Raw genomic sequence first — 20,298 nt, 5'->3', positions numbered from 1 at the left:
GTCGCCCTTCTAAACTTCCTTGCGCGGACGCTTGTAAGCCTTCCGCGACCCGGTCTTCTTTCCCGGAACCGTCAGCTTCGCGGCCTCCGGCATCGTCCGCCGCCGCTCCACTTTCTTACCGGTAGCCGCGCGCCCCAAGGCTGTCACTTCGCCCGGCTTCAGTTCGCGAAACTCACCCGGAGCCACGTCCAGCACCAGTGCTCCGTATCCGATACGCCGAATCTTCTCCACATGGTGGTCGATCTCTTCGAACATCTTGCGCAGCTGACGGTTCCGTCCCTCAGTTAGGGAAACCTCGAACCATGGGTTCAACCCGGCACGCACCAGCTTCACCTTTGCCGGAGCCGTCATGACACGATTGCGCCGCGCACCCTGCGTCTCCTGCAGACGTCCGCGCTCGATCATCACGCCGCGCCGCAGCTGGTCGATTGCCTGCTCACTAGGCTGCCCCGCGACCTTCACGAGATAAGTCTTTTCGACTGAGTTGGATGCCTTGGAAAGTGCGTTCGCCAGCTCTCCATCGTTGGTCATCAGAAGCAGACCTTCGGAATTGTAATCGAGCCGACCCACTGGATACAGCCGGACATCAGGCATCTTTCCGTCTTTAATCAGCAGATCGACGATCGTCGGACGCTTCTCCGGATCGTGCATCGTCGTCACATAGCCGCGCGGCTTATTAACCAAGTAGTAACGATGCTCCTCCGGCCCCTGCAGCAGCTTGCCATCGACGCGAATATGGTCTTTCTCGGGATTTGCCCGCGTCCCCAGTTCGGTGACGACTTTGCCATTCACCTGCACACGGCCTTCGAGGATGACCTCCTCGGACTTTCGCCGCGATGCGATCCCGGCATCCGCCAGGATCTTCTGTAACCGGACGCCCTCTGGGCCAGCCTTTAGTTCAGGTTTCTTCGCCATGTCTTTACTCCTGTCCTTCTCCCGAAGGTCGATCTGCGACTACTCTGCTGCTTCTTTCAAAAAATCGTTCAATGGCTCGCTCGAATCGCCGCCCTCTGGCATCTTTTCGCCCATCGAATCGGCGGGATCGGCAACCGGTAAAACCGCCTCTTCCGGCCCGGAAGGATCGTCAACGGGATCGCCAGTAGGCTCATCGACAGGATCATCGACCGACTCACCCGCACCATCCGGCTGTGCCTCGACGGCCGTTTCGCCGGCAATGTGTTCCGCATCCCCGCGCGCGTTGGCATGCTCCACCATTGCATCGACTTCGGTCTGCTCCATCGGCAGATCTTCCTGCTCTTCCAGCTCGCTCGCCATGCGCTCAAACTCTTCCATGGACGGCAACTCATTGATGTCCTTCAGGCCAAACCGCAACAGGAAGTCCTTCGTCGTCTTGTACAGCATAGGACGACCGACCACCTGCTTGCGTCCTGCCGTCGCGATCAGCTTGCGTGACATCAGACCGCCGAGCACGCCGCCCGAATCCACGCCGCGGATCTCCGAAATCTCTGCCGCCGTCACCGGCTGCTTGTACGCCACAACAGCCAGAGTCTCCAGTGCCTGCAACGTCAGCTTCAACGGAGGTTTCAAACTCTTCACAAATCCGCGCACGGCATCGTGATACTCGGGCTTGGTGCCCATCCGGTATCCACCGGCGACCTCACGCACTTCAATCCCACGCTCCGAATCCGCATATTCGCGGATGAGCTTTTCGGCCTCGGCCCGGAGATACTCGCGCACAGCGCGTTCCGTCTCCCGCTGACGCTTCTTCTCCGCCTCAACACTCAAACTTTTGACGGCTTCGTCGTCCTCCTGGCCTACGGCAGCCTCGGGAAGGGAAACCGATTCTTCGGCTCCAGCGGCCTCTTCCACTTCAGCAGGCTCTTCGGCAGGAGCCGCATGCTGGTCGCCGACTCCGGCATCCTCTTCCAACTCAGCTTCGGAATCTTCCTCCGACTCGGTGATCTGAGGCTCCGAATCGTCCATCTGGTCGCCGTCAAGGGGCAGGTCGCTCTGCCGCGCCCGCTCGGCGTCCATCTCTGCCTGGGCCTCTTCCCCCAGAAGTCCTGCTAACTGCGCCAGCGTCACCGGCTCTTCCGACGCGTAAATCACAGCTTCGATCTTCGACTTAAGGCTCATGCTCTCGATTCGCTCAGTTCGTGGGATATTTTCCAAGTGTACCGTGGAGCTCCGCCAGTTTCGGTCAGAATCGCCAAACAGAAAGACATCGGTGCATCCAACCACACATGCGCCTCGAAGCCCTCCTCGCCGACATCACCACCCTGGAAGTCGATGCCATTGTCAATGCCGCAAACACCTCACTCCTCGGCGGAGGCGGTGTCGACGGAGCCATCCATCGCGCGGCTGGTCCCAAACTGCTCGAAGCATGCCGCAAACTGCACGGCTGCCCCACAGGCCAGGTTAAGGCTACTCCTGGCTTCCGGCTTCCCGCAAAGTTCGTCTTCCACGCCGTTGGGCCCGTCTGGAGCGACGGAACGCAGGACGAAGACGTCCTTTTGGCCAGCTGCTATCGCCGTTCGCTGAAACTGGCGTTCGAACACGAGTGCGCGTCGATCGCGTTTCCCGCTATCTCAACAGGCGTTTATCATTTTCCCTTGGAACGTGCCGCGAACATCGCCGTCCGCACCGTTCGCGAAGCCCTTGCTGCCACCCCGGCAGCTTCACTCGAAAAGGTCGTCTTTTGCTGCTTTAATACGCAGGCCGAAACGATCTATCAGGCCTTGCTTAACTCGCTTTAGAGAGAATGCCGGTGCGCTGATCCAGAGCTTCTGCGCGTGCTGTAAGGAAGTCCGTCTCGCAATATTCGCTACAGAAAACCATCTCGCTCGCCGAGCGCACTCCGGTCCCGCACCAACGACAGCTGCGAATTCCTCGCTCTTTTTCGCGAAAGGACCGCAGCACCATTGCCACTCCCAGCGCCAGCGCGGGCAGCACTAACGAGAGAACCAAGTAGCCGATCAACACAGAGGAAAATCTCAAAGCAGTCATCCTTCAGTAATTCAGGTGGAAAACTCAACGAAATGGAGGCTATTCCTTTTCCACAACCATTTGCAAAGAAAATATTCCCGATCTTCAAAAAAATTCAATCCCCCAAAAGAGTGCCTGAAAGCGATGCACAACACAGAAAACGGCGTCCCGAAGGACGCCGTTGAACGAACCACAAAATCTTTAGAAGATTTTGAAGTGGATCGTGAGGTACTTCTTCGGATCGCTTCGGATCGTGTTGACCAGGCTCTGTGAGTCCACCGCCAGCTTATCCAGGTTGTGATACAAGGCAGGATCCTTGACCAACAGGCCCGCCGTTCCTTCGCCCTTATCGATACCCGTCATCACGCTGTCCAGTCGCGTGATCGTGTCGTTCAGCTTCTGTGCGAACGCCGGATCCTTGACCAGCAGGCCGATTCCACCCTTGCCCGCATCCGCGTCCGCCATGATGGAGTTCGCATGCTTTAAGGTCTCATTCAAGTTGTTATAAAGAGCATCGTCCTTCAACAACTTGCCTGCCGACCCTTTACCCGCATCCAGTTCTGTCGCGATATGGTCCAGTTTGGCTGTCGTCGCGTTCAGGTGGTTGTACATCTCGTCGTCGTTGAGCAGTTTTCCGATGGAGCCCTTGCCGGAGTTCAGATTCTGACTCAGTTTTTGCAGCTCACCGACCGTTGCATTTGCCCGGGTATAAAGAGAATCGTCATAGATCAGCTGTCCCACGGCGCCCTTGCCCTGCGAAATGGCCTCGACGATGCGGTCCATCTTGGCCAGAATGACATTCAGGCTCTCGATCGTACCCTGGCTTGCCTTCACCACGTCCTGCAGATTGGGGCTTTCCAACGTCTTCAACTCGTCGCCGTCGGCCAGCGTCGGGCCGGTTGCAAACTGCGAATTGATATCGACCACCGTATCGCCCAGTACGCCCACAGTGCTCAACGCTGCCTTGGAATCTTTCTTCATCATCGGCAGGTACTTTGTGTCGAGTTTCATGGTCACTTCGACCGGCGTCAGCTTGCGCGACGCATCGGGGACGACCTTTACCTTATCGACGTTGCCCACGGTGACACCCTGCAGGTTCACAGCGGCTCCTGGCTTCAGGCCGGCGGAGTTCTCAAAATACGTCTTCACGTGGATCTTTTTTGCGAAAAATCCGGTCCCGGAAGCACTCGTCATCAAAAACAGGAGCGTGATCAAAAGAACCAGCGATACGGCGACAATTACGCCCACCTTCAACTGCGACCACTTCACATCACTTTGGCTGGGCATGCGTCGTTCCGCTCCTGACGTATCGGCGCATCTTCCCGCCGATACCATTCAATTCCTAACAGATGTCTTTGAAATCTCTACGTCTATCCGATGCGAAAGCTTCGGTATCGGTTTCATCTTCCAGGGGATTGCTGACCATCAGCTCTCCAGAACCACCATCGCAATGGCGCTTTCGCGTCCGTGGGTCAGGCTCAGATGCGCCTTCCGTGCGCCCAGCCTGACAGCCCACTCGGCGGCGCGTCCATGAAAAAACAGCTCCGGGCGCTCCCCGGGTCGTCGAATTACCTCAATCTCCTGCCAGCTTACACCGCGGCTGATCCCGGTTCCCAGGGCCTTTGCGCCGGCCTCTTTCGCCGCAAACCGTGCGGCAAAGCTCTCCGTGGCCGTCTTGACCTTCCGCCGGCAGTACGCAATCTCCTCCGGCGTAAACACTCTCTCCTCAAAACGAGCCCCAAACCTCTCCAAGGACCGCGCCACACGCGCAATTTCCACCAGATCGGTTCCAGTTCCCACAATCATCCGCTCGACTCCTTTGCCGAACCTATCACGACCTTGCCGGGTACCGTGCGAATTCGACACACCCTGTAGCTCCTTCGCCTGACCGCCGATATCATCTCTGTGAATCAACCAAGCCACTCCGTCTGTCTGGGCGCTCCGGAATACTTCCCGATGAGCCCCATCGCCCTGCAAGGGTTTTCTTATAGAGAGTCCTCCGTCCTGCTTTATTCCCTGGTTTCCGCGATTAGCCGCTCCGGCGGCTGGGTACTGGAAAAAAAGGCCCTCGCTGGCCGCGGCATTGCGCTTCGGGTCGAAGTGCAGAGCCGCGACATGCTGGACCTCTATGCCGCATTGCTTGCCGCCGGGCTGGAGCTCACGCGCTGGAGCCATCTCGCCCTGGCCGAACGCTGCACCTGCCGCCAGCATCTCACCTCACCCGAAAACCAGCGTCAGGTGATCCCGCTCTGCCTGAATATCTCGTTTTTGAATGACACCAGCATGCGCCGCCGCCCTGAGATCGCTTCCTGACCGCGATACACTGGAAGCGACCTCATGCCCATTATTAATGCGTCCCACCTCGGTAAAACCTATCGCTCCGGCAAGATCGAAACCGCCGCCCTCCGCGACGTCTCTTTCTCCATCGACCGGGGCGAGTTTGTCGCCATTGTGGGGCCCTCCGGATCGGGAAAATCCACCCTTTTCTATTTGCTGGGAGGCCTTACCAACGCCACCTCCGGCTCCGTTCTGATCGACAACGTCGACTTTGCCCAGCTCTCCGACGCGGACCGCACACGCGAGCGCGGCAAGAAGATCGGCTTTGTCTTCCAGCGCTTCAATCTCCTGCCCACCCTCTCCGCTCAGGGCAACATCGAACTCGCGCACGAGATCGCCGCGACGGGCAAACCCTTCGATTCCGCCTATCTCGCCGAACTGACGGAGCTCCTCAAGATCGACGGCCGCCTCCATCATCGCCCTTCGGAGCTCTCCGGCGGAGAACAGCAGCGCGTCGCCATCGCCCGTGCCCTCATCACACGCCCGGCTATCATCCTTGCGGACGAGCCCACCGGCAACCTCGACACGGAAAACTCCGACGCCGTTCTCGCGATGCTGCGTCACGCGTCCCGTGAGCTCAACCAGACCGTCCTCATGATCACGCACAACCTGGAAGCAGCCCAGATCGCCGACCGCGTCATCACCATGCGCGACGGACGCGTCCAGCGTATTGTGGCAGGCAAAGCCGCCGATCACATCGAGCACACCGTTTACTAGAGCGCAGAGATCTGCTTTTGCTGCTCTCTGCAGCGCAGCTTTTTTGCAATCGCCGCAGCATGGTCTCTTGTCAGCCCACCGTACTGCCTTTTTTGTCATCCCGCAGCGCGGCAGAGTGATCTGATTCCTATACCCATTGGGTAAAAGCAGATTCCTCCCGCTACGCTGCGGGAGGACAAAGAGTTCAGGCGGGTACAGACACGGTGAAAGGTCTAAGCCGTTCCAACCTTCACAATCATGGCTCGACAGCTCGCGCTACAGTAGACCTGTCCCCAAAATCATAGGAGTCACCCATGGCCACCACGCCCATTCCGATGTCCATGCGCGAAACCCTCGGCATTCGCTCCATGCGTCGGCTCTGGTACGCGCAGATCGTCTCCAACTTTGGCGACTTCCTCGCCCTCTATGCCGTCATCGCCGTGCTCACCTTCGGCCTGCATGCCAACGCGCAGCAGATCACCGGCGTACAGATCGCCTACTCCCTGCCCATCGCCATACTCGGCATCATGGCGGGCGTCTTCGTCGACCGCTGGCCCCTCAAACCGACCCTCATCCTCTCGGATGCCATCCGCTCCGGTCTGACGCTTCTTCTGCTCTTCGCTACGCATCTCTCACACTTCTACGCGATTCTCGCCGCCATCAGCATCGTCTCCAGCTTCTTCAATCCGGCCCAGGGAGTCGCTCTCCGGTCCATCGTTCCCATGCATGGTCTGCGCTCCGCCAACGCCCTTATGCAGCAGGTCGTGTTCGTCATGCGCATCCTTGGCCCTGCCACATCCGCCGTGCTCGTCTCTGCCTTCGGTCCGCGCAGCTGCTATCTCGTGGATGCTGCCAGCTTCGCCGCGTCGGCCTGCTTCATCGCCACCGTGGCCATCTCACCCCCGCCTGCAAGCCAGGAGACGGCCACGACGCACACCGGTCTTGCCCGCATCCGCCATGACATGCAGCAAGGACTCAGCTTCATCGTCCATCATGCGGCCCTACTCTTTGTGATCCTTGCACTCGCCTCCGGCATGTTCGTGCTCGGCTGCTTCGGACCGCTGATCGCCATTTATGTGCGCGATGTCCTTCATGGGACGAACCGTGCCTTCGGTCTGGCCTCTGCGGCCATCGGAGTCGGCATTTTGCTCGGCCTTAACGTGCTGAACACCTTCGGCAAACGTCTGCGCGAGACCACCCTCGTCTACTCCGGTCTGAGTGGCATCGCCCTCGGTCTGATGGTGCTCGTCTTCTTCCCCCACCTCTGGACTACGGTCGTGGGCAATCTCTTCATCGGCTTCTCGGTCGCTGGCGTCATCGTTCCCGCGCAGACGCTTATCCAGCAGGAGACACCGCAACACCTTATGGGCCGCGTCGGTTCCACGGTGATGTCTTCCGTCTTCGCCGCCCAGATCGGCGGTCTGCTGCTCTCTGGCGTGCTGGCTCAACACACGGGAACGCGGCATGTCTTCGCACTCTGCGCAGTCCTGGTCGTTGTTCTCCTCGCCGCGGGCAAGTTTTTCATGGAGCCGAAGGACGCCCCGGCTACAAAACTCTGACAAACCCTGTGACGGCCGTCACAGCGCTCATGCAGCGATCTACCCGATCCTCAGATATCGGGAGATCGCCGCATGTTCAAAGTTCTGCAATCCTCCACCTGCACCAAGGCCTGCCCCAACTGCCCTAACGCCCGCCGTAGCCAGAATAGCTGCGACGGCCACTCCGCCTGCGTCGGCTATGGCACCTCCGCCAACTGCCCGCCCCTCGTGGTGCTTGCGGTCGTGGAAGCCGCTCTGCGCTCGCTCGCCGCGGCCACTCTGCCTTCTTTTGGCAGCATGAGCAACAGTTACAGCTTGAACAACAACTACAGCCTGAGCAGCAACTACAGAACGGCGCGCGCATGAGTACCGCCACAGTCACTGCCCCCCAGGCCATCGCTCCCAAGCGTCACTATCTCAACGAGACCCACGGCCTAAAGAGCTGGCTGCTCACCGTCGATCACAAGCGGATCGGCCTGCTTTACCTGGGCTCCATCTCTTTCTTCTTCCTCATCGGCGGCCTGCTCGCGATGGTGCTCCGTATTCATCTCCTTACGCCCACAGGCGATCTTATGGCGGCGGACACCTACAACAAGGTCTTCACCATGCATGGCATCGTCATGGTCTTCTTCGTCCTGATTCCAGCCGTCCCCGCCATCTTAGGAAACTTCATTCTTCCCATCATGATTGGCGCTCGGGACCTCGCCTTCCCGCGCATCAATCTGCTCTCCTGGTATTGCTTCGTCATCGCCGGAATTCTGCTGCTCTACACTGTTCTCGCAGGTGGCGTCGATACAGGCTGGACCTTCACCACGCCGCTCTCCACGCGCTTCGTAAATACCAACGTGGTCTCCGCCGGTCTGGCCGCCTTCGTCGCTGGCTTCTCGTCCATCTTCACGGGTCTCAACTTCATCGTCACCATCCACCGTATGCGCGCACCCGGTATGACGTGGTTCCGCATGCCGCTCTTCCTCTGGGCCAACTACGCCGCTTCGGTCATCATGGTCCTTGGCACACCAGTCGTCGCAGTCACCATCGTTCTGGTCGCCATCGAGCGCCTCTTTCACTTCGGCTTCTTCGATCCCGCCATGGGCGGAGACCCGCTCCTCTTCCAGCATCTCTTCTGGTTCTACTCCCACCCGGCCGTTTACGTCATGCTTCTTCCAGCGATGGGAGTTATCTCGGAACTCGTCAGTGCCTTCTCGCGCAAACGCGTCTTCGGCTATACCGCGGTGGCTTTCTCGTCCATTGCGATCGCTGCTTTCAGCTTCTTCGTCTGGGCGCACCACATGTTCATCATGGGCATCTCGAACTACTCCGCCCTTGTCTTTTCGATGCTCACGATGCTCGTCGCCGTGCCCTCTGCGATCAAGGTCTTCAACTGGACTTTCACGCTCTACAAGGGTTCCATCTCGTTCGATGCTCCGATGATCTACGTCCTCTGCTTCATCGGCCTCTTCGTCATCGGAGGCTGCACCGGCGTCTTCCTCGGCACACTCGGTATGAATATCTCGCTCACCGAGACCTACTTCATCGTGGCCCACTTCCACTTCGTCATGGTCGGCTCTGTCATCATGGCGTACCTCGGAGGCCTGCACTTCTGGTGGCCTAAGATCACGGGCCGCATGTATCCCGAAGCCCCCGCAAAGGCTGCAGCCATCTGCATCTTCATCGGGTTCTTCGTCACCTTTGGACCGCAGTTTATGCTCGGTTATCTCGGCATGCCGCGCCGCTATGCCACATATCCCAAAGAGTTTCAGGTACTCAATGTGATGTCGACGGCTGGCGCTACGGTGATGGCCTTTGGTTATTTCCTCACCGCTGCGTATCTCCTGTGGAGCCTGCGCTACGGTGCCATCGCCACATCGAATCCGTGGAACGCCGCAGGCCTCGAATGGACGATCTCCTCACCGCCCCCTACCGAAAACTTCAGCAAAACGCCCATCATTACCACGGAGGCTTACCCCTACGACGTGATCGACGGAACAGCCTCCCCACACAAGGTCATGGCGTAGCGTATGCCAAAAGCCCCATCTTCCACTGCCGGAAGATGGGGCTTTTCTTTTTTGTTTGTCATCCCGTAACGAAGTCAAGGGATTTGCTTTTAGCTGACTCGCTAATCAGGAAAACATCTGCTCCATCCCTGCCTCATCCTCGATCACAATCGTAGAGCCATGGATGGTGATCAGGCCGTCGCCTTTGAACTTCGTGAGCATCCGCGTCGTCGTCTCACGCGAGATACCCGCCATACTCGCCAGCTCCTCGTGCGTCAGCGGCATCACAAACTTCAACTGCGTCTTGTCGATCGAAGCCCTGTGCGCCCACTCCAGCAGCACGCTCGCAAGCTTTCCACCAGCGCTTCCGGAGAGCGCCAGCCGCCGCGCACTCATCACCGTGGTGCGATACTCCTCCGCCAAGGATCGCGCGGAGTTCTCACCCACCTCGCTGAACTGCTTCATGAACTCGAAGAAGTCCGCACGCACCATCCACTTCAACTGGCACGGCTCGATCGCCACCGCGGACGCTTCGTACTGCTTATGCCGCAACGCTGCAGCCAGCCCCAGCACATCGCCAGGAGCCGCGATGCGCAGAATCAGCAGGCGACCATCCTTGCTCGTGACGGTCAGCTTTACCTGCCCCTTGCAGACGATGAAGACCTTGTCGGGGTCGAATCCTTCGCGAAAAATCTGTGTTCCCTGCGGCACTTGTACATGCTCGCCGAGATTTTCCAACGTCCGCAGCGCATCGTCTTCGAGGGTGCAGAAACAATCACCCCCTCGGACCGCGCACTCCAGACAGCTCCTTGAAATCGAACGCGGCATGGCAGACCTCTGTTCTCAGTATCCACCACGCAACAAATTCGGGCTACCAAAGTACTCCACGCACCGCAACTTCGGCCGCAGGTAACTCTTCCTCGCCCAGAATCTGCCGCAGATTAATTTCGATATTCCGCGAGATCGACGTCAAGGGAACATCGTAAATTGTGTTGTCGAAGGGGTCTTCCATGTCCCGACCAATCTTGTCCAGTGCAAGAAAAATAAACCCGACCAACGTAGATCCCAGCGGCGTATACCACTGCATATTCGTGACCAGAGTCAGCGGCAGCACCAGACAGTAGATCTCCACGAACAGCTTCGGGAAGTAGTCATACTGCTTCGGCATCGGTGTGTTCTTGATGCGCTCGCACCCACCCTGCGCGTCCGCAAGGTCGTCGATGTTCGTATTCATCAGCGACCATTGCAGATCGGTGATCCACCCCCGCTGCAGGCACTCCTGCACCAGTTTTCCGGTCTGCACTTGAATGGCTAGCGGAATATTTTTCTCGTACTGCAGCGCGGAAATCTCCTCTTCATGCAGCAGCGGCGACAGTTCTTCCCACGGCGCGAGGCCGCGCAGATGCTGTCTTATCGCATGCACGTAAGCAATCTGATGATGCACCAGGCGCACCTGCATCGTGCGCACCGCCTGTTGCTCGGATGCATCGGGCGAAGCTACTGTGGAGACCACAAGACGGGCCCAGCTGCGTGAGTTGTTCACGATCACACCCCACAACTTTCGCGCCTCCCACCAGCGGTCATATGCCGAGTTGTTGCGGAAGCCAAGGATCAAACCGATCGCCGAACCGAAGAGCGCCAGGGGAACGTGCGGCAGGGCCACGAAGTCCCAGTGCATCACCTTGTATGCTACAACGACAGCCAGGTCGTATCCGAAGAGCACCAGCAAAGGCCTGCCGACGTACTCCACCATTCTGCGAATCTGCGGCGAACGAGGAACGATCATGAATCGAAACTACTCCGTCTCTTGCAACTGGATTTAGAAAGTGAAGCGCGCCGAAAAGATCGGCATGTGATCGTGCACGTGAAAGTGCGTCGTTGCAAACTGCATGCCCGCGCCAACAGAGATCCCCGTTCGACTCTTGGGATCTTCGGGTTTGAATTTAATCTTGCCGAACATCAGCCCCGGCAAAATATGATTTTGCACGCGGCCATCATTCGTTCCGCCCTGGTAGAAGGTCGTGCTGTTCTCAATCTCCGGCCAGAAATACTTTCCAAGATGCACCTGCGCGAGCGTGTGCCAGGTCACATGCCTCCCCAGCCTACCGGTATTTCCTGTCGGCAGATTGATCAGCGCGGAGCTCTGCACATCGAAGCGGCCCCATCCCTTGCCTACCGCGACGTTTGGCGAAATTACAGTGTGCGTCGCGCCATTACTGTAGCTTCCCGTCGGGACAGCGGCAGCAATGCCAACCATCACGCTGTAGTTTCCCTTCTTTTCTTTTGCCGTCGCAAGACGATATTTCACACCAAAAGAAAAGTCTCCCGCGCCATCTACCGTTCCGCTGGAGCGCTGAAAGTAAGGCGGAAAATTGATATCTACCTGTGTGTTGGGAAGTGGGATAAAGTTCACGCCCTTGCCTCCGCCGTAGTTCCAGGTCTCGGTTCCGGTCGTCCCAATCTGGCGCGTAAAGTCCTGCCGGATCGACTGAATCAGGCCGCTATGGGGAGCGAAGAGAGGCACAGCCCATCCCGGCTGCTTCGACTGCGTCGCCGTCGCTCGGCGCTCAAACCCCGCGAAAAACCCTTCATTATCATCCATTTCGGTCGCAAACGCATCGGGACTAAACATCAAACCGAAGCAGGCCACACACAAAACACTCATCGCACGAATCAAAGACATAGCTCATTCTGCGCAAACTTTCCCAAACCCTGCAAGTCCAACTCCCAGAACTTATTCATACGCACGAAGTGAAAACTGTGGCATTCTCGAAGAAGATGGCAAAGACCCTACATCTCGGACGCATCTTCGTGCTGCTTGCCGTAGGTCTGGGTCTCAACACGCTCAGCTATCTCGTCTCTGCCCACGGGCACCACGCTTCCAAGTACTCCCGCTCGAACTACGAGCACGTTCCACCGCACGGGCCACACCGCCCCACCGGTCGCGGTTCTCGTTCGCAGCGCCTGAGCGTTTCGGACCACGGCGCCTCCGATCACTTCGAGGCAAGCAGCGTCGCTCCGCGCTCCAAGTCCACACACCCGATCACAGACATGCACGCTGCGGTCCTGCTTCCCGCGGGTTTGGTGCTGCAGAACAATCTGACTTCGGAGCCACTCGCTGCCGTCAGCGTCGTTGCTCTCGGCTCCGCTCCGCGTGCGCCGGGAAACTCCCGCGGCCCTCCACGCTCCTAGTTCTTCCCATAGCAAAATCTGGCGTGTAATCTGCCCCGGCTTCCGCCGAAGCATGGCTACACGTGTACCCAGAATCATTTGCAGGTCGCGTTGACCCCTTGTTGGTCCGCACCAGGAGAACAAATATGCAGCGTTTACTTGAGGGATATTCTCGCTTTCGCAACGAAGTCTTTCCGCACCACTCTTCACTCTTTCAGCAGCTCGCCCAAGGCCAGAAGCCCGAAATTGCACTCATCACCTGCTCCGACTCCCGCGTCATGCCGGAGATGATCTTCCAATGCGAACCCGGACAGATCTTTCCCATCCGCAACGCAGGAAACCTCGTCCCCCCTCCCACCGAATCCCAGAGCGGCGTTGCCGCCAGCGTGGAGTATGCCGTTCGCGCACTCCAGGTGGCGGACATCGTCGTCGTTGGACACTCAGGATGCGGCGCGATGAAAGAGATCCTCGAACGCGCACACGTCAAAGATCTCCCGCTCGTTCACTCCTGGCTGCATCACGCGGGACCTTCCGCGAAGTGGCTTTCGGCTCTCTTCCAGGACGCGGGGATCTCTGACGAAAAGAAGCTCTCTCTCCTCACGCAGGCAAACGTGATGACCCAGCTCGGTCATCTCGCACAACACGCCAGCGTGGCGGAAGGAATTCTCAAGGGAACGCTTCGCCTCCACGGCTGGGTCTACGACATCGCCACCGGCGAAATTCTCGCCCTGGACAACGAGAGCGGCTCCTTCGGGCCCCTCGCTTTAGACCTTCATCAGAACGAACTCAAAATCGCTTAACCCACTCCCATCGGAGCGAGGAAATCAAAATGATCACCGAAATAAGAACCCCAAAAACACGGGTCAGCCAGATGGAAGCAAAGAGTACGTGGGTCAAGGATCTCTCTGCTTCCCTCGTCGTCTTTCTGGTGGCGCTTCCGCTCTGCATGGGCATCGCCATTGCTTCCGGCATGCCACCGGCGCGCGGTCTTGTCACCGGCATTATCGGAGGCATCGTCGTCGGCCTGTTCTCCGGTTCACCTCTGCAGGTCAGCGGCCCCGCCGCTGGCCTTGCGGTGCTGGTCTTTGAGCTGGTGCACGATCACGGCATCGGCGCCCTCGGTCCCATCCTCATGCTCGCTGGTGCCATGCAGTTCATCGCAGGCGTGCTGAAGGTGGGCAGATGGTTCCGCGCCATCTCTCCTGAAGTCGTGCATGGCATGCTCGCGGGCATCGGCGTCCTGATCGTGATTCAACAGTTCCATGTCGTTCTCGATCGCGCTCCCAAAGCCAACGGCCCCGCGAATATCTACGCCATGGGCGAGGCCGTCTTCGGCGGTCTCTTTCCTCTCAACGGCAGTCGTGAAGAATTTGCTTTCCTCGTCGGTGCCGTAACCCTTGTCGTCATGCTGCTGTGGAATCGCGTCCGCCCAGAAAAGCTCAAGCTCGTTCCGGCAGCCCTGCTCGGCATTGGCGCGGGGACTGCCGTAGCACAGTTCATGCATCTCGACGTCAATCGCATTAAGGTTCCAGCCACTCTGGGCGACATGGTCAGCTTCACCACCGTCGCGAGCTTCAACACGATTGGCTGGGGCGCGATGCTCGGCACCGCAGCGGCGCTTGCCTTCATCGCCAGTGCGGAGACACTTCTGTCCGCCGCTGCCGTCGATCAGATGCAGGCCAAGGTGCGCGCGGACTACGACAAGGAACTCAGTGCGCAGGGCATCGGTAACATGCTTTGCGGCTTCCTCGGCGCTTTGCCCATGACCGGCGTCATCGTGCGCAGCTCGGCCAACGTACAGGCCGGTGCGGAGACACGCAAATCCACCATCCTTCACGGGGTGTGGATCCTGGTCTCCGTTGTCTTTCTCGCAGGCATTCTTCGCTTGATTCCGATGGCTTCACTCGGCGCCGTCCTTGTGCTCACCGGCATCAAGCTCGTCAAGCCGAAGGACATCATGCACCTCCGCCGCTTCGGCTGGGCACCCGTGATCGTCTACATGCTGTCGATGATTACCATCGTCGCAACCAATCTCCTTACCGGCGTTCTTCTCGGAATTGGCCTCTCACTCCTCTGGACGCTCTGGAAGCTCACACACCTTCAGGCGGCCGTGGAAGAGGCGTCCGACAGGACCGTCATCCATTTCTCCGGAGTCGGAACCTTCCTTGCGATCCCGAAGATCTCTCAGACCCTCGATCAGATACGCCCCGGCATTCCCGTCCACATCCACGCCATCGGCCTGCGCTACGTCGACCACGCCTGCATCGAGATCATCGAAGCCTGGGTCGAACGCTGGCAGGACCAGGGTCACGTCGTCCACATTGAGTTGGAACAGCTTCACCGGCGTTACCAGACGCCGGTATCAGAGTCTGTCTCTTAGCCAGAACAACGGCACCCCATGTCTCCTGCCTGAGACATGGGGTTCTTTTTTTGATTGCAGCTTATTGATGGTCGCTTACCGTAATACGGTAGCCGCAACGGCCTTCGCATTCGTAGAGCGGTTCGGCCAAAGATCTTCCCAAGAGATCGCAATATCGGCGAACAGGATCGAGAGAGACAGACCGATCCAGATAACAGTTTCGATGATCGCAGAGTTGGCAGGGCTGATCTGCCAACCGCCCAGACCGAGGATAACGCGCGTCTCCAGAAACACAATCGCAACAGCATAACTACGCGTCATCCATTGACTGTGTAGTTGAATCTTTCCGCGGAGAGCAAAAATCAGGCCAAGCAGGGTGGATACGATCCAAAGCGAGGCCTCAACGACTTGGGAGATCGAAAACGAACGCGACATTCCTAACCGTTCATCAAATCGATACTGAATAAAGGCACCCAGCGGCGCTGCAATCAACGCGCCGCCTACATAAATCCTTCCCAAAACGCGATGCAGCTTCCGGTAACGGCGTCGAAGCCGCTCAGAAAATTGCATCGGACCAAGAAAAAGCGCGCAGCATCCTGCGATGATGTGGGGCAAAAGCCACCACTTGAACGCCTCGTAATGCTTCCACGCTGGATCATCCGAATGAACCACAAACCGTTCATTGTGGTGAAGAACATAGGCCATCATCAAAAAAATAATGCCGAAAACGACATACTTCGGCCGCAGCAATCTTTTGTACAAAGTTCAATTTCCTTTTGGTCTTGAGACCAGAGAAGTCGGCGTGAAGAGTTTGCCTTAGCAAAGACAGAACACCCTCAATAGAGATTTATTCCGTCTGTACTTATCCCCACAGATCTATACAGCGCCGCTCCATCCGTCTCGAAACCAAATTAGATCCTTGTACTCACTGGCAAAAACTTATTCGTAACGTCGTCGTAGATCTTCACCTCGCCATGCTCGATGTCATAGACCCAGCCTGAGACCGTCAGCGTCCCTTTTGCCAGTCCACCGGCAATCGAAGGATGCGTCCGGAGGTGATTCAACTGCAGCAACACATTCTGCTCCGTTAGAGAATGAAGAAGTGTCTTTGGTGATGCATTCTCACCAGCAAGACCCTGCGTCACCATCAAGGCTGCAGCCGCGTTACGCAGCCAGCTCTTCACCGTAGGCATTCTTTCCAGGTCACTGGCCGAACCGAGCAGACCCTTCATCGCTCCGCAGTCCGAGTGTCCGCAGACCACGGCATGCTGCACACCGAGGGCCTCTACGGCATATTCGATGACGGCGCTCACACCGCCCAGCATCTCTCCATACGCGGGAACCATGTTGCCGACATTGCGCGTTACAAACATCTCACCTGGCACGCTGCTGGTAATCGCCTCGGGATCGATGCGCGAATCCGCGCAAGTGATCAGAAGGGTATGCGGCTTCTGTTGCGTCGTCGCCGCTACACGGTAGGCCTCGGCTCTTTCCGGATAGACCTCCGTCTGAAACTTTCGGATACCGTCCTTCAACTGGTCGAGCACTGCTTTCATATCCCCTCCAGGGCAAGCAACGCACGTCAAAATTTGCCACGCGCCTGCTCTACAAACTCTACCGTGCCTCCCTTAATCCTGCCTTGCCCCTTAAATAAAAAAACGGCGACCGGTGGGAAACCCGGTCGCCTATCGTAAGGCACTCTTAGAAACGGACAAAGACGCCAGCCGCTGGGGACGACTGATGCACCCACGTGTTCGACCGAAGCGCATTTTGGTAATAATCCGGCGCTTTGTAGAGTAGTGCATGCTGCTGAATGCGGAAGCCGACATGCGGTGAGCGCTTCGGAATGTAGTCGAAGCCCACCTCGTACATGCCTGCACCGCGCCACTGGTTCTGGCCGCCGCCGCGCGGCAAAAAGTCAGTCGCGCCGCCGCCTACAACCACAAACGGCTGGATGCCATACAGAGTCTTCAAATGCAATACATATCCCAGCGTCGCCTCATGCTGATAGGTATTGATCCGATCATTAACGGTTCTGTCCGTCACGCCCTGTGTCGAGTATCGCTCGTTATAGTGATTCAGGCCGTAGTTCGCCTCGAGTCCAAGCCAGGATTTCGGCGCTGCGCGCAATGTCACCAATAGACCGACGCCCTCTGTGGGCCTCGGTGTCACGCTGTTCTCATTCGAGATCGGTGTCACGTAACGTCCAGTTGCACTTGCGCCCGCTTCCAATCCGCGGATCTTGTAAAACTGTCCCTGGGCGCAGGTTGCTCCTGCAACCGCTGCTATAACAGCGGCCAATGTCATCAGCCTCTTTTTCATCTTTGCTACTCCTTCTTCTGTTACCCGCGTACCGTGATCGCGGCAACCTAACACTTCATGAGGAGCACGGTCACCCTCTCCTCATACAACACTTACTAAACGTTTAGATTCCCTTTAGCCCTCATTCACTACGTCCGGAAAGACGTCATAATAAGCCGTGAATTTAGTCGCTTTAAATTGACACCTTTAATCGATGGAACCTTTTCAATCAACGGACTTCCTCGCAACACGCACATGTAAGAAAAATCCGCGCTTCTACCGTAGACCGGGGCCGCCATACGGAGTCCCCATGATGCCTCCATCTACAAACATCTCGATCGCCTGCACGTAAGAAGAATCCTCCGAGGCAAGAAAGAGGACTGCCTTCGCAACCTCATCGACATGACCCACACGCCCCAGCGGGCTAAGTTCTCGTGCGCGCTTCTCGATCTGAATGATCTGCTCCGGCGTAAACGAGCGGTCCCAGATGGGTGTCGTAATCACGCCCGGAGAGACAACGTTGACGCGGATGTTGCGCGAGGAAAGCTCCGCTGCAAGACAACGCGCCATTGCACGGACTCCAGCTTTACTTGCAGCATAGGCTGCATAACCCGGCCGGCCCAGGCTCCCTGCAATCGAACCGTTGAAGATGATAGAAGCCCCATCTCTGAGCAGGGGCACCGCACTTTCTACAGTGAAGTAGGCACCGGTCACGTTGGTACGAAGCACACTTTCAAAGAGCGCTTCATCGGAACTGCCTACGAGCGTCGCACCACCGATACCTGCATTGGCGAAGACGATGTCCAGATGACCGAAATCCTTCTGAAGCTGTACGAAGAATTCTTTGCGCGCGGTAGAGTCACTCACATCCGTCCGATAAGCTCTTGCCCTTGCACCAAGCTTGCTTTCCGCTTCCTCGAGCGTCGCTTGATCCCGGCCAGTAATCGCCACATGGGCGCCCTCCTGGATGAAGAGCTGTGCCGTGGCCAGACCAATCCCGCTATTTCCCCCGGTAATCAGTGCCCTTTTGCCTTTGAGTTTCATCTCCTGCCTTTCCCCACAGACCGCGTGTGGGCCGATCTCCGGATACTGCTTGAATAAAAATGAAGTTCTGCTCTCGAACTCCCCATGTAATGACTCCTCAGGCCCTGAATTATTCCGACCCACACCGTTCTTCAATGGGCTCGCGCATGGCTTGACCAGAAGCAAGTGCCGCTTACGTCATATCGAGCCATCGAAAGAATCCTTTGGTCCATACCAATCCAACGTTCGCGGTCGCTCCGTTCCTACTGACACAAGGAGGCCACTCCAATGGCTCATGAAGAACTCACCGCTACTCCCACCGCGGAACAGAAAGCAAACCACCACATCAACATCGCTCGCTCTCTAAACCGCCGCAACTTCATGGCCGGGATTGGCATCACGGGCGCAGCCATCGCTGGAGCTGGCCTTCTCACCGGCTGCGGCGACGACGCAGCAACGACCGTCGTCAAAGCAGCAGGCGTCTCCGAAACAGACGTTCTCAACTTCGCGCTTAACCTCGAGTACTTTGAAGCGACGTTGTATTCGTACCTCGTCACGGGCGCAGATATTCCTTCCGCATCGACCGGCGGCACAGGTACTGTCACGGGCGCGCCAGCAAAGCTTGTAGGTCTTCCCCCGCTCATCGCGGATCTGCTCGCCGAGGTCTACTTTGACGAGATCAGCCACGTCAATGACCTTCGTTCTGCTCTTAGCTCTGCAGCCGTGACCCGCCCTAATCTGAATCTCTCTGCCATCACGGCAACCAACTATCTCTCCCTCGCACGTCTGATCGAAGACGTCGGCGTTACGGCCTATGCGGGTGCCGTCACACTTCTTCCCACCGCTGCAAATATTCAGGCAGCCGCTCAGATCCTCGCCGTGGAAGCCTTCCACGCTGGCGCTTTCCGTCTCCTCGCCATCCAGAACGCCGCAGCCTACTCCGGCACAACCCCGGACAACTACGATGTGAAGCCTGCCGACGCGGGCGCAACGCTTGCAGCTGCTGGCCCAACCACTGCGAATGGCGGATTCTTTGCCACTGCGGGAGCTTCGGGCGCCACCACGGCGCAGACCGGCACCAATCCCGGCTTCGCCTATCAGCGCTCCACCTCGCAAGTCCTTGCAATCGTGTATGGCAGTGCCACAGCAGGAACAGCGTCTGGCGGATTCTTCCCCGCTGGTCTCAACGGCAACATCAAGACCGTATAAACCAACGCAGATGCTCTCCCTTGAAGCGGCCCACAACGGGCCGCTTCTCTTTTGTTTGCATCTCCGCCCCGCAAGCCAAACATCTAACATCGCTATATGGCTCGCACAGAATCGAACTCGGAACTCTCCCTCGGCACCATCGCTCCCGCCTTTGAACTTCTCGACGTTCGGTCGAACACCGTGCTCTCCCGCGACGAGATCTTCGCCTCACATCCGCAGGGCTGCCCGCGCCTTGGCCTCCTTGTGATCTTCGCGAGTGTTCATTGCCCCTTCGTGCAACACGTCGAAGACCAGCTCGCTCGCATCGGCCGCGACTTCAACGGCCTTGCTGGAGAAGGCCCGCTCGCCATCGTCGCGATTAACTCTAATGACACCGATGCCTACCCTCAGGACGCGCCCCACTTTATGCGTTTTCAGGCCGACCGCTGCAGCTGGAGCTTCCCATATCTGGTCGATCCGTCTCAGGAAGTAGCCCGCGCCTATCACGCAGCCTGCACACCGGACGTCTATCTCTTCGACCGCGAACTGAAGCTCGCGTACCACGGCCAGATCGACGGCACACGTCCCAATAAGTACGCCGACATCTCGGACGGCAAAGCCTCCGACGGCGCAGACCTCCGCGCCGCCATTCAAAACATGTTTGCCCGCCAGCCACCACTCGAGAATCAGGTGCCCGCCCTGGGCTGCAACATCAAGTGGCGAGAAAGCTAAATCCGGAAACAGA

General features: G+C 57.9%; 22 protein-coding genes. 11 read left to right on the top strand and 11 right to left on the bottom strand.

Annotated features, from left to right (window positions below):
* Positions 1–9: 9 nt before the first annotated feature.
* Together ACIPR4_RS03835 and scpB are read right to left on the bottom strand one after the other, a co-directional pair.
* Positions 10–915, bottom strand: a complete 906-nt coding sequence (locus ACIPR4_RS03835) for a pseudouridine synthase (protein WP_013567333.1) — start codon at positions 913–915, stop codon at positions 10–12.
* A 39-nt stretch (positions 916–954) separates the two neighbouring features.
* Positions 955–2,097 (bottom strand): SMC-Scp complex subunit ScpB, encoded by a 1,143-nt coding sequence (gene scpB / locus ACIPR4_RS21420; protein WP_013567332.1) that lies wholly within the window; start codon positions 2,095–2,097, stop codon positions 955–957.
* A 107-nt stretch (positions 2,098–2,204) separates the two neighbouring features.
* Between scpB and ACIPR4_RS03825 the strand changes: the two genes are divergently transcribed.
* The gene (locus ACIPR4_RS03825; protein WP_013567331.1) at positions 2,205–2,717 is read left to right on the top strand and encodes an O-acetyl-ADP-ribose deacetylase; all 513 of its coding nucleotides are present in this window, start codon (positions 2,205–2,207) and stop codon (positions 2,715–2,717) included.
* Between the two features lie 430 nt (positions 2,718–3,147).
* Here the strand turns inward: ACIPR4_RS03825 and ACIPR4_RS03815 are convergent, their stop codons facing one another.
* Together ACIPR4_RS03815 and acpS are read right to left on the bottom strand one after the other, a co-directional pair.
* Complete coding sequence (locus ACIPR4_RS03815; protein WP_013567329.1) at positions 3,148–4,233, bottom strand: MlaD family protein; 1,086 nt, start codon at positions 4,231–4,233, stop codon at positions 3,148–3,150.
* 138 nt (positions 4,234–4,371) lie between these two features.
* Positions 4,372–4,860 carry a holo-ACP synthase gene (acpS, locus tag ACIPR4_RS03810; protein WP_245536445.1) on the bottom strand — a complete coding sequence of 163 codons (489 nt, stop codon included), beginning with the start codon at positions 4,858–4,860 and terminating at the stop codon, positions 4,372–4,374.
* Between the two features lie 42 nt (positions 4,861–4,902).
* On the opposite strand from acpS, the gene ACIPR4_RS03805 reads away from it, so the two are divergent.
* The 5 genes from ACIPR4_RS03805 to ACIPR4_RS03785 all read left to right on the top strand — a co-directional run bounded on the left by ACIPR4_RS03805 (position 4,903) and on the right by ACIPR4_RS03785 (position 9,532).
* On the top strand, positions 4,903–5,259 hold the full coding sequence (locus ACIPR4_RS03805) for a hypothetical protein (RefSeq protein WP_013567327.1): 357 nt from the start codon (positions 4,903–4,905) through the stop codon (positions 5,257–5,259).
* Positions 5,260–5,283: 24 nt separating this feature from the next.
* A complete protein-coding gene (locus ACIPR4_RS03800) occupies positions 5,284–6,000 on the top strand; it encodes an ABC transporter ATP-binding protein (RefSeq protein WP_013567326.1) in 717 nt (238 codons plus the stop codon).
* Between the two features lie 293 nt (positions 6,001–6,293).
* Entirely contained in the window at positions 6,294–7,538 is a 1,245-nt protein-coding gene (locus ACIPR4_RS03795; protein ID WP_013567325.1) for an MFS transporter, read from the top strand.
* A gap of 72 nt (positions 7,539–7,610) precedes the next feature.
* Positions 7,611–7,883 carry a hypothetical protein gene (locus ACIPR4_RS03790; protein WP_013567324.1) on the top strand — a complete coding sequence of 91 codons (273 nt, stop codon included), beginning with the start codon at positions 7,611–7,613 and terminating at the stop codon, positions 7,881–7,883.
* Entirely contained in the window at positions 7,880–9,532 is a 1,653-nt protein-coding gene (locus ACIPR4_RS03785) for a cytochrome c oxidase subunit I (RefSeq protein WP_013567323.1), read from the top strand. Before ACIPR4_RS03790 ends, ACIPR4_RS03785 begins: the two co-directional genes overlap by 4 nt.
* Before the next feature lie 105 nt (positions 9,533–9,637).
* Here ACIPR4_RS03785 and ACIPR4_RS03780 read toward each other — a convergent pair whose 3' ends face one another.
* The 3 genes from ACIPR4_RS03780 to ACIPR4_RS21415 are packed head-to-tail and all read right to left on the bottom strand — an operon-like array spanning position 9,638 to position 12,194.
* Entirely contained in the window at positions 9,638–10,339 is a 702-nt protein-coding gene (locus ACIPR4_RS03780) for a Crp/Fnr family transcriptional regulator (protein WP_013567322.1), read from the bottom strand.
* Positions 10,340–10,382: 43 nt separating this feature from the next.
* The gene (locus ACIPR4_RS03775) at positions 10,383–11,297 is read right to left on the bottom strand and encodes a bestrophin family protein (protein WP_013567321.1); all 915 of its coding nucleotides are present in this window, start codon (positions 11,295–11,297) and stop codon (positions 10,383–10,385) included.
* 33 nt (positions 11,298–11,330) lie between these two features.
* A complete protein-coding gene (locus ACIPR4_RS21415) occupies positions 11,331–12,194 on the bottom strand; it encodes a transporter (RefSeq protein ID WP_013567320.1) in 864 nt (287 codons plus the stop codon).
* A 95-nt stretch (positions 12,195–12,289) separates the two neighbouring features.
* Here ACIPR4_RS21415 and ACIPR4_RS03765 point away from each other — a divergent pair, with 95 nt between their 5' ends.
* The 3 genes from ACIPR4_RS03765 (at position 12,290) to ACIPR4_RS03755 (ending at position 15,062) form a co-directional block, all read left to right on the top strand.
* Positions 12,290–12,703: a hypothetical protein gene (locus tag ACIPR4_RS03765; RefSeq protein WP_013567319.1), complete on the top strand. Its 414-nt coding sequence runs from the start codon at positions 12,290–12,292 to the stop codon at positions 12,701–12,703.
* Positions 12,704–12,828: 125 nt separating this feature from the next.
* Complete coding sequence (locus tag ACIPR4_RS03760; protein ID WP_013567318.1) at positions 12,829–13,482, top strand: carbonic anhydrase; 654 nt, start codon at positions 12,829–12,831, stop codon at positions 13,480–13,482.
* A gap of 29 nt (positions 13,483–13,511) precedes the next feature.
* A complete protein-coding gene (locus ACIPR4_RS03755; protein ID WP_013567317.1) occupies positions 13,512–15,062 on the top strand; it encodes a SulP family inorganic anion transporter in 1,551 nt (516 codons plus the stop codon).
* 75 nt (positions 15,063–15,137) lie between these two features.
* Here the strand turns inward: ACIPR4_RS03755 and ACIPR4_RS21410 are convergent, their stop codons facing one another.
* From ACIPR4_RS21410 to ACIPR4_RS03735, 4 genes are all read right to left on the bottom strand, one after another.
* Positions 15,138–15,803 carry a DUF2306 domain-containing protein gene (locus tag ACIPR4_RS21410; RefSeq protein ID WP_013567316.1) on the bottom strand — a complete coding sequence of 222 codons (666 nt, stop codon included), beginning with the start codon at positions 15,801–15,803 and terminating at the stop codon, positions 15,138–15,140.
* 149 nt (positions 15,804–15,952) lie between these two features.
* Entirely contained in the window at positions 15,953–16,597 is a 645-nt protein-coding gene (locus ACIPR4_RS03745; protein ID WP_013567315.1) for a carbonic anhydrase, read from the bottom strand.
* A gap of 145 nt (positions 16,598–16,742) precedes the next feature.
* Positions 16,743–17,363: an outer membrane beta-barrel protein gene (locus ACIPR4_RS03740; protein WP_013567314.1), complete on the bottom strand. Its 621-nt coding sequence runs from the start codon at positions 17,361–17,363 to the stop codon at positions 16,743–16,745.
* A gap of 255 nt (positions 17,364–17,618) precedes the next feature.
* Positions 17,619–18,386, bottom strand: a complete 768-nt coding sequence (locus ACIPR4_RS03735; RefSeq protein ID WP_013567313.1) for an SDR family oxidoreductase — start codon at positions 18,384–18,386, stop codon at positions 17,619–17,621.
* 267 nt (positions 18,387–18,653) lie between these two features.
* Between ACIPR4_RS03735 and ACIPR4_RS03730 the strand changes: the two genes are divergently transcribed.
* Together ACIPR4_RS03730 and ACIPR4_RS03725 are read left to right on the top strand one after the other, a co-directional pair.
* The gene (locus ACIPR4_RS03730; RefSeq protein WP_013567312.1) at positions 18,654–19,574 is read left to right on the top strand and encodes a ferritin-like domain-containing protein; all 921 of its coding nucleotides are present in this window, start codon (positions 18,654–18,656) and stop codon (positions 19,572–19,574) included.
* 96 nt (positions 19,575–19,670) lie between these two features.
* The gene (locus ACIPR4_RS03725; RefSeq protein ID WP_013567311.1) at positions 19,671–20,285 is read left to right on the top strand and encodes a thioredoxin family protein; all 615 of its coding nucleotides are present in this window, start codon (positions 19,671–19,673) and stop codon (positions 20,283–20,285) included.
* Positions 20,286–20,298 lie beyond the last annotated feature (13 nt).

This window comes from Terriglobus saanensis SP1PR4 (assembly GCF_000179915.2).
GTDB classification, from domain to species: domain Bacteria; phylum Acidobacteriota; class Terriglobia; order Terriglobales; family Acidobacteriaceae; genus Terriglobus; species Terriglobus saanensis.
Note: the sequence above shows the minus strand (reverse complement) of the source record. Positions and strands in the feature narration are given on the sequence as shown.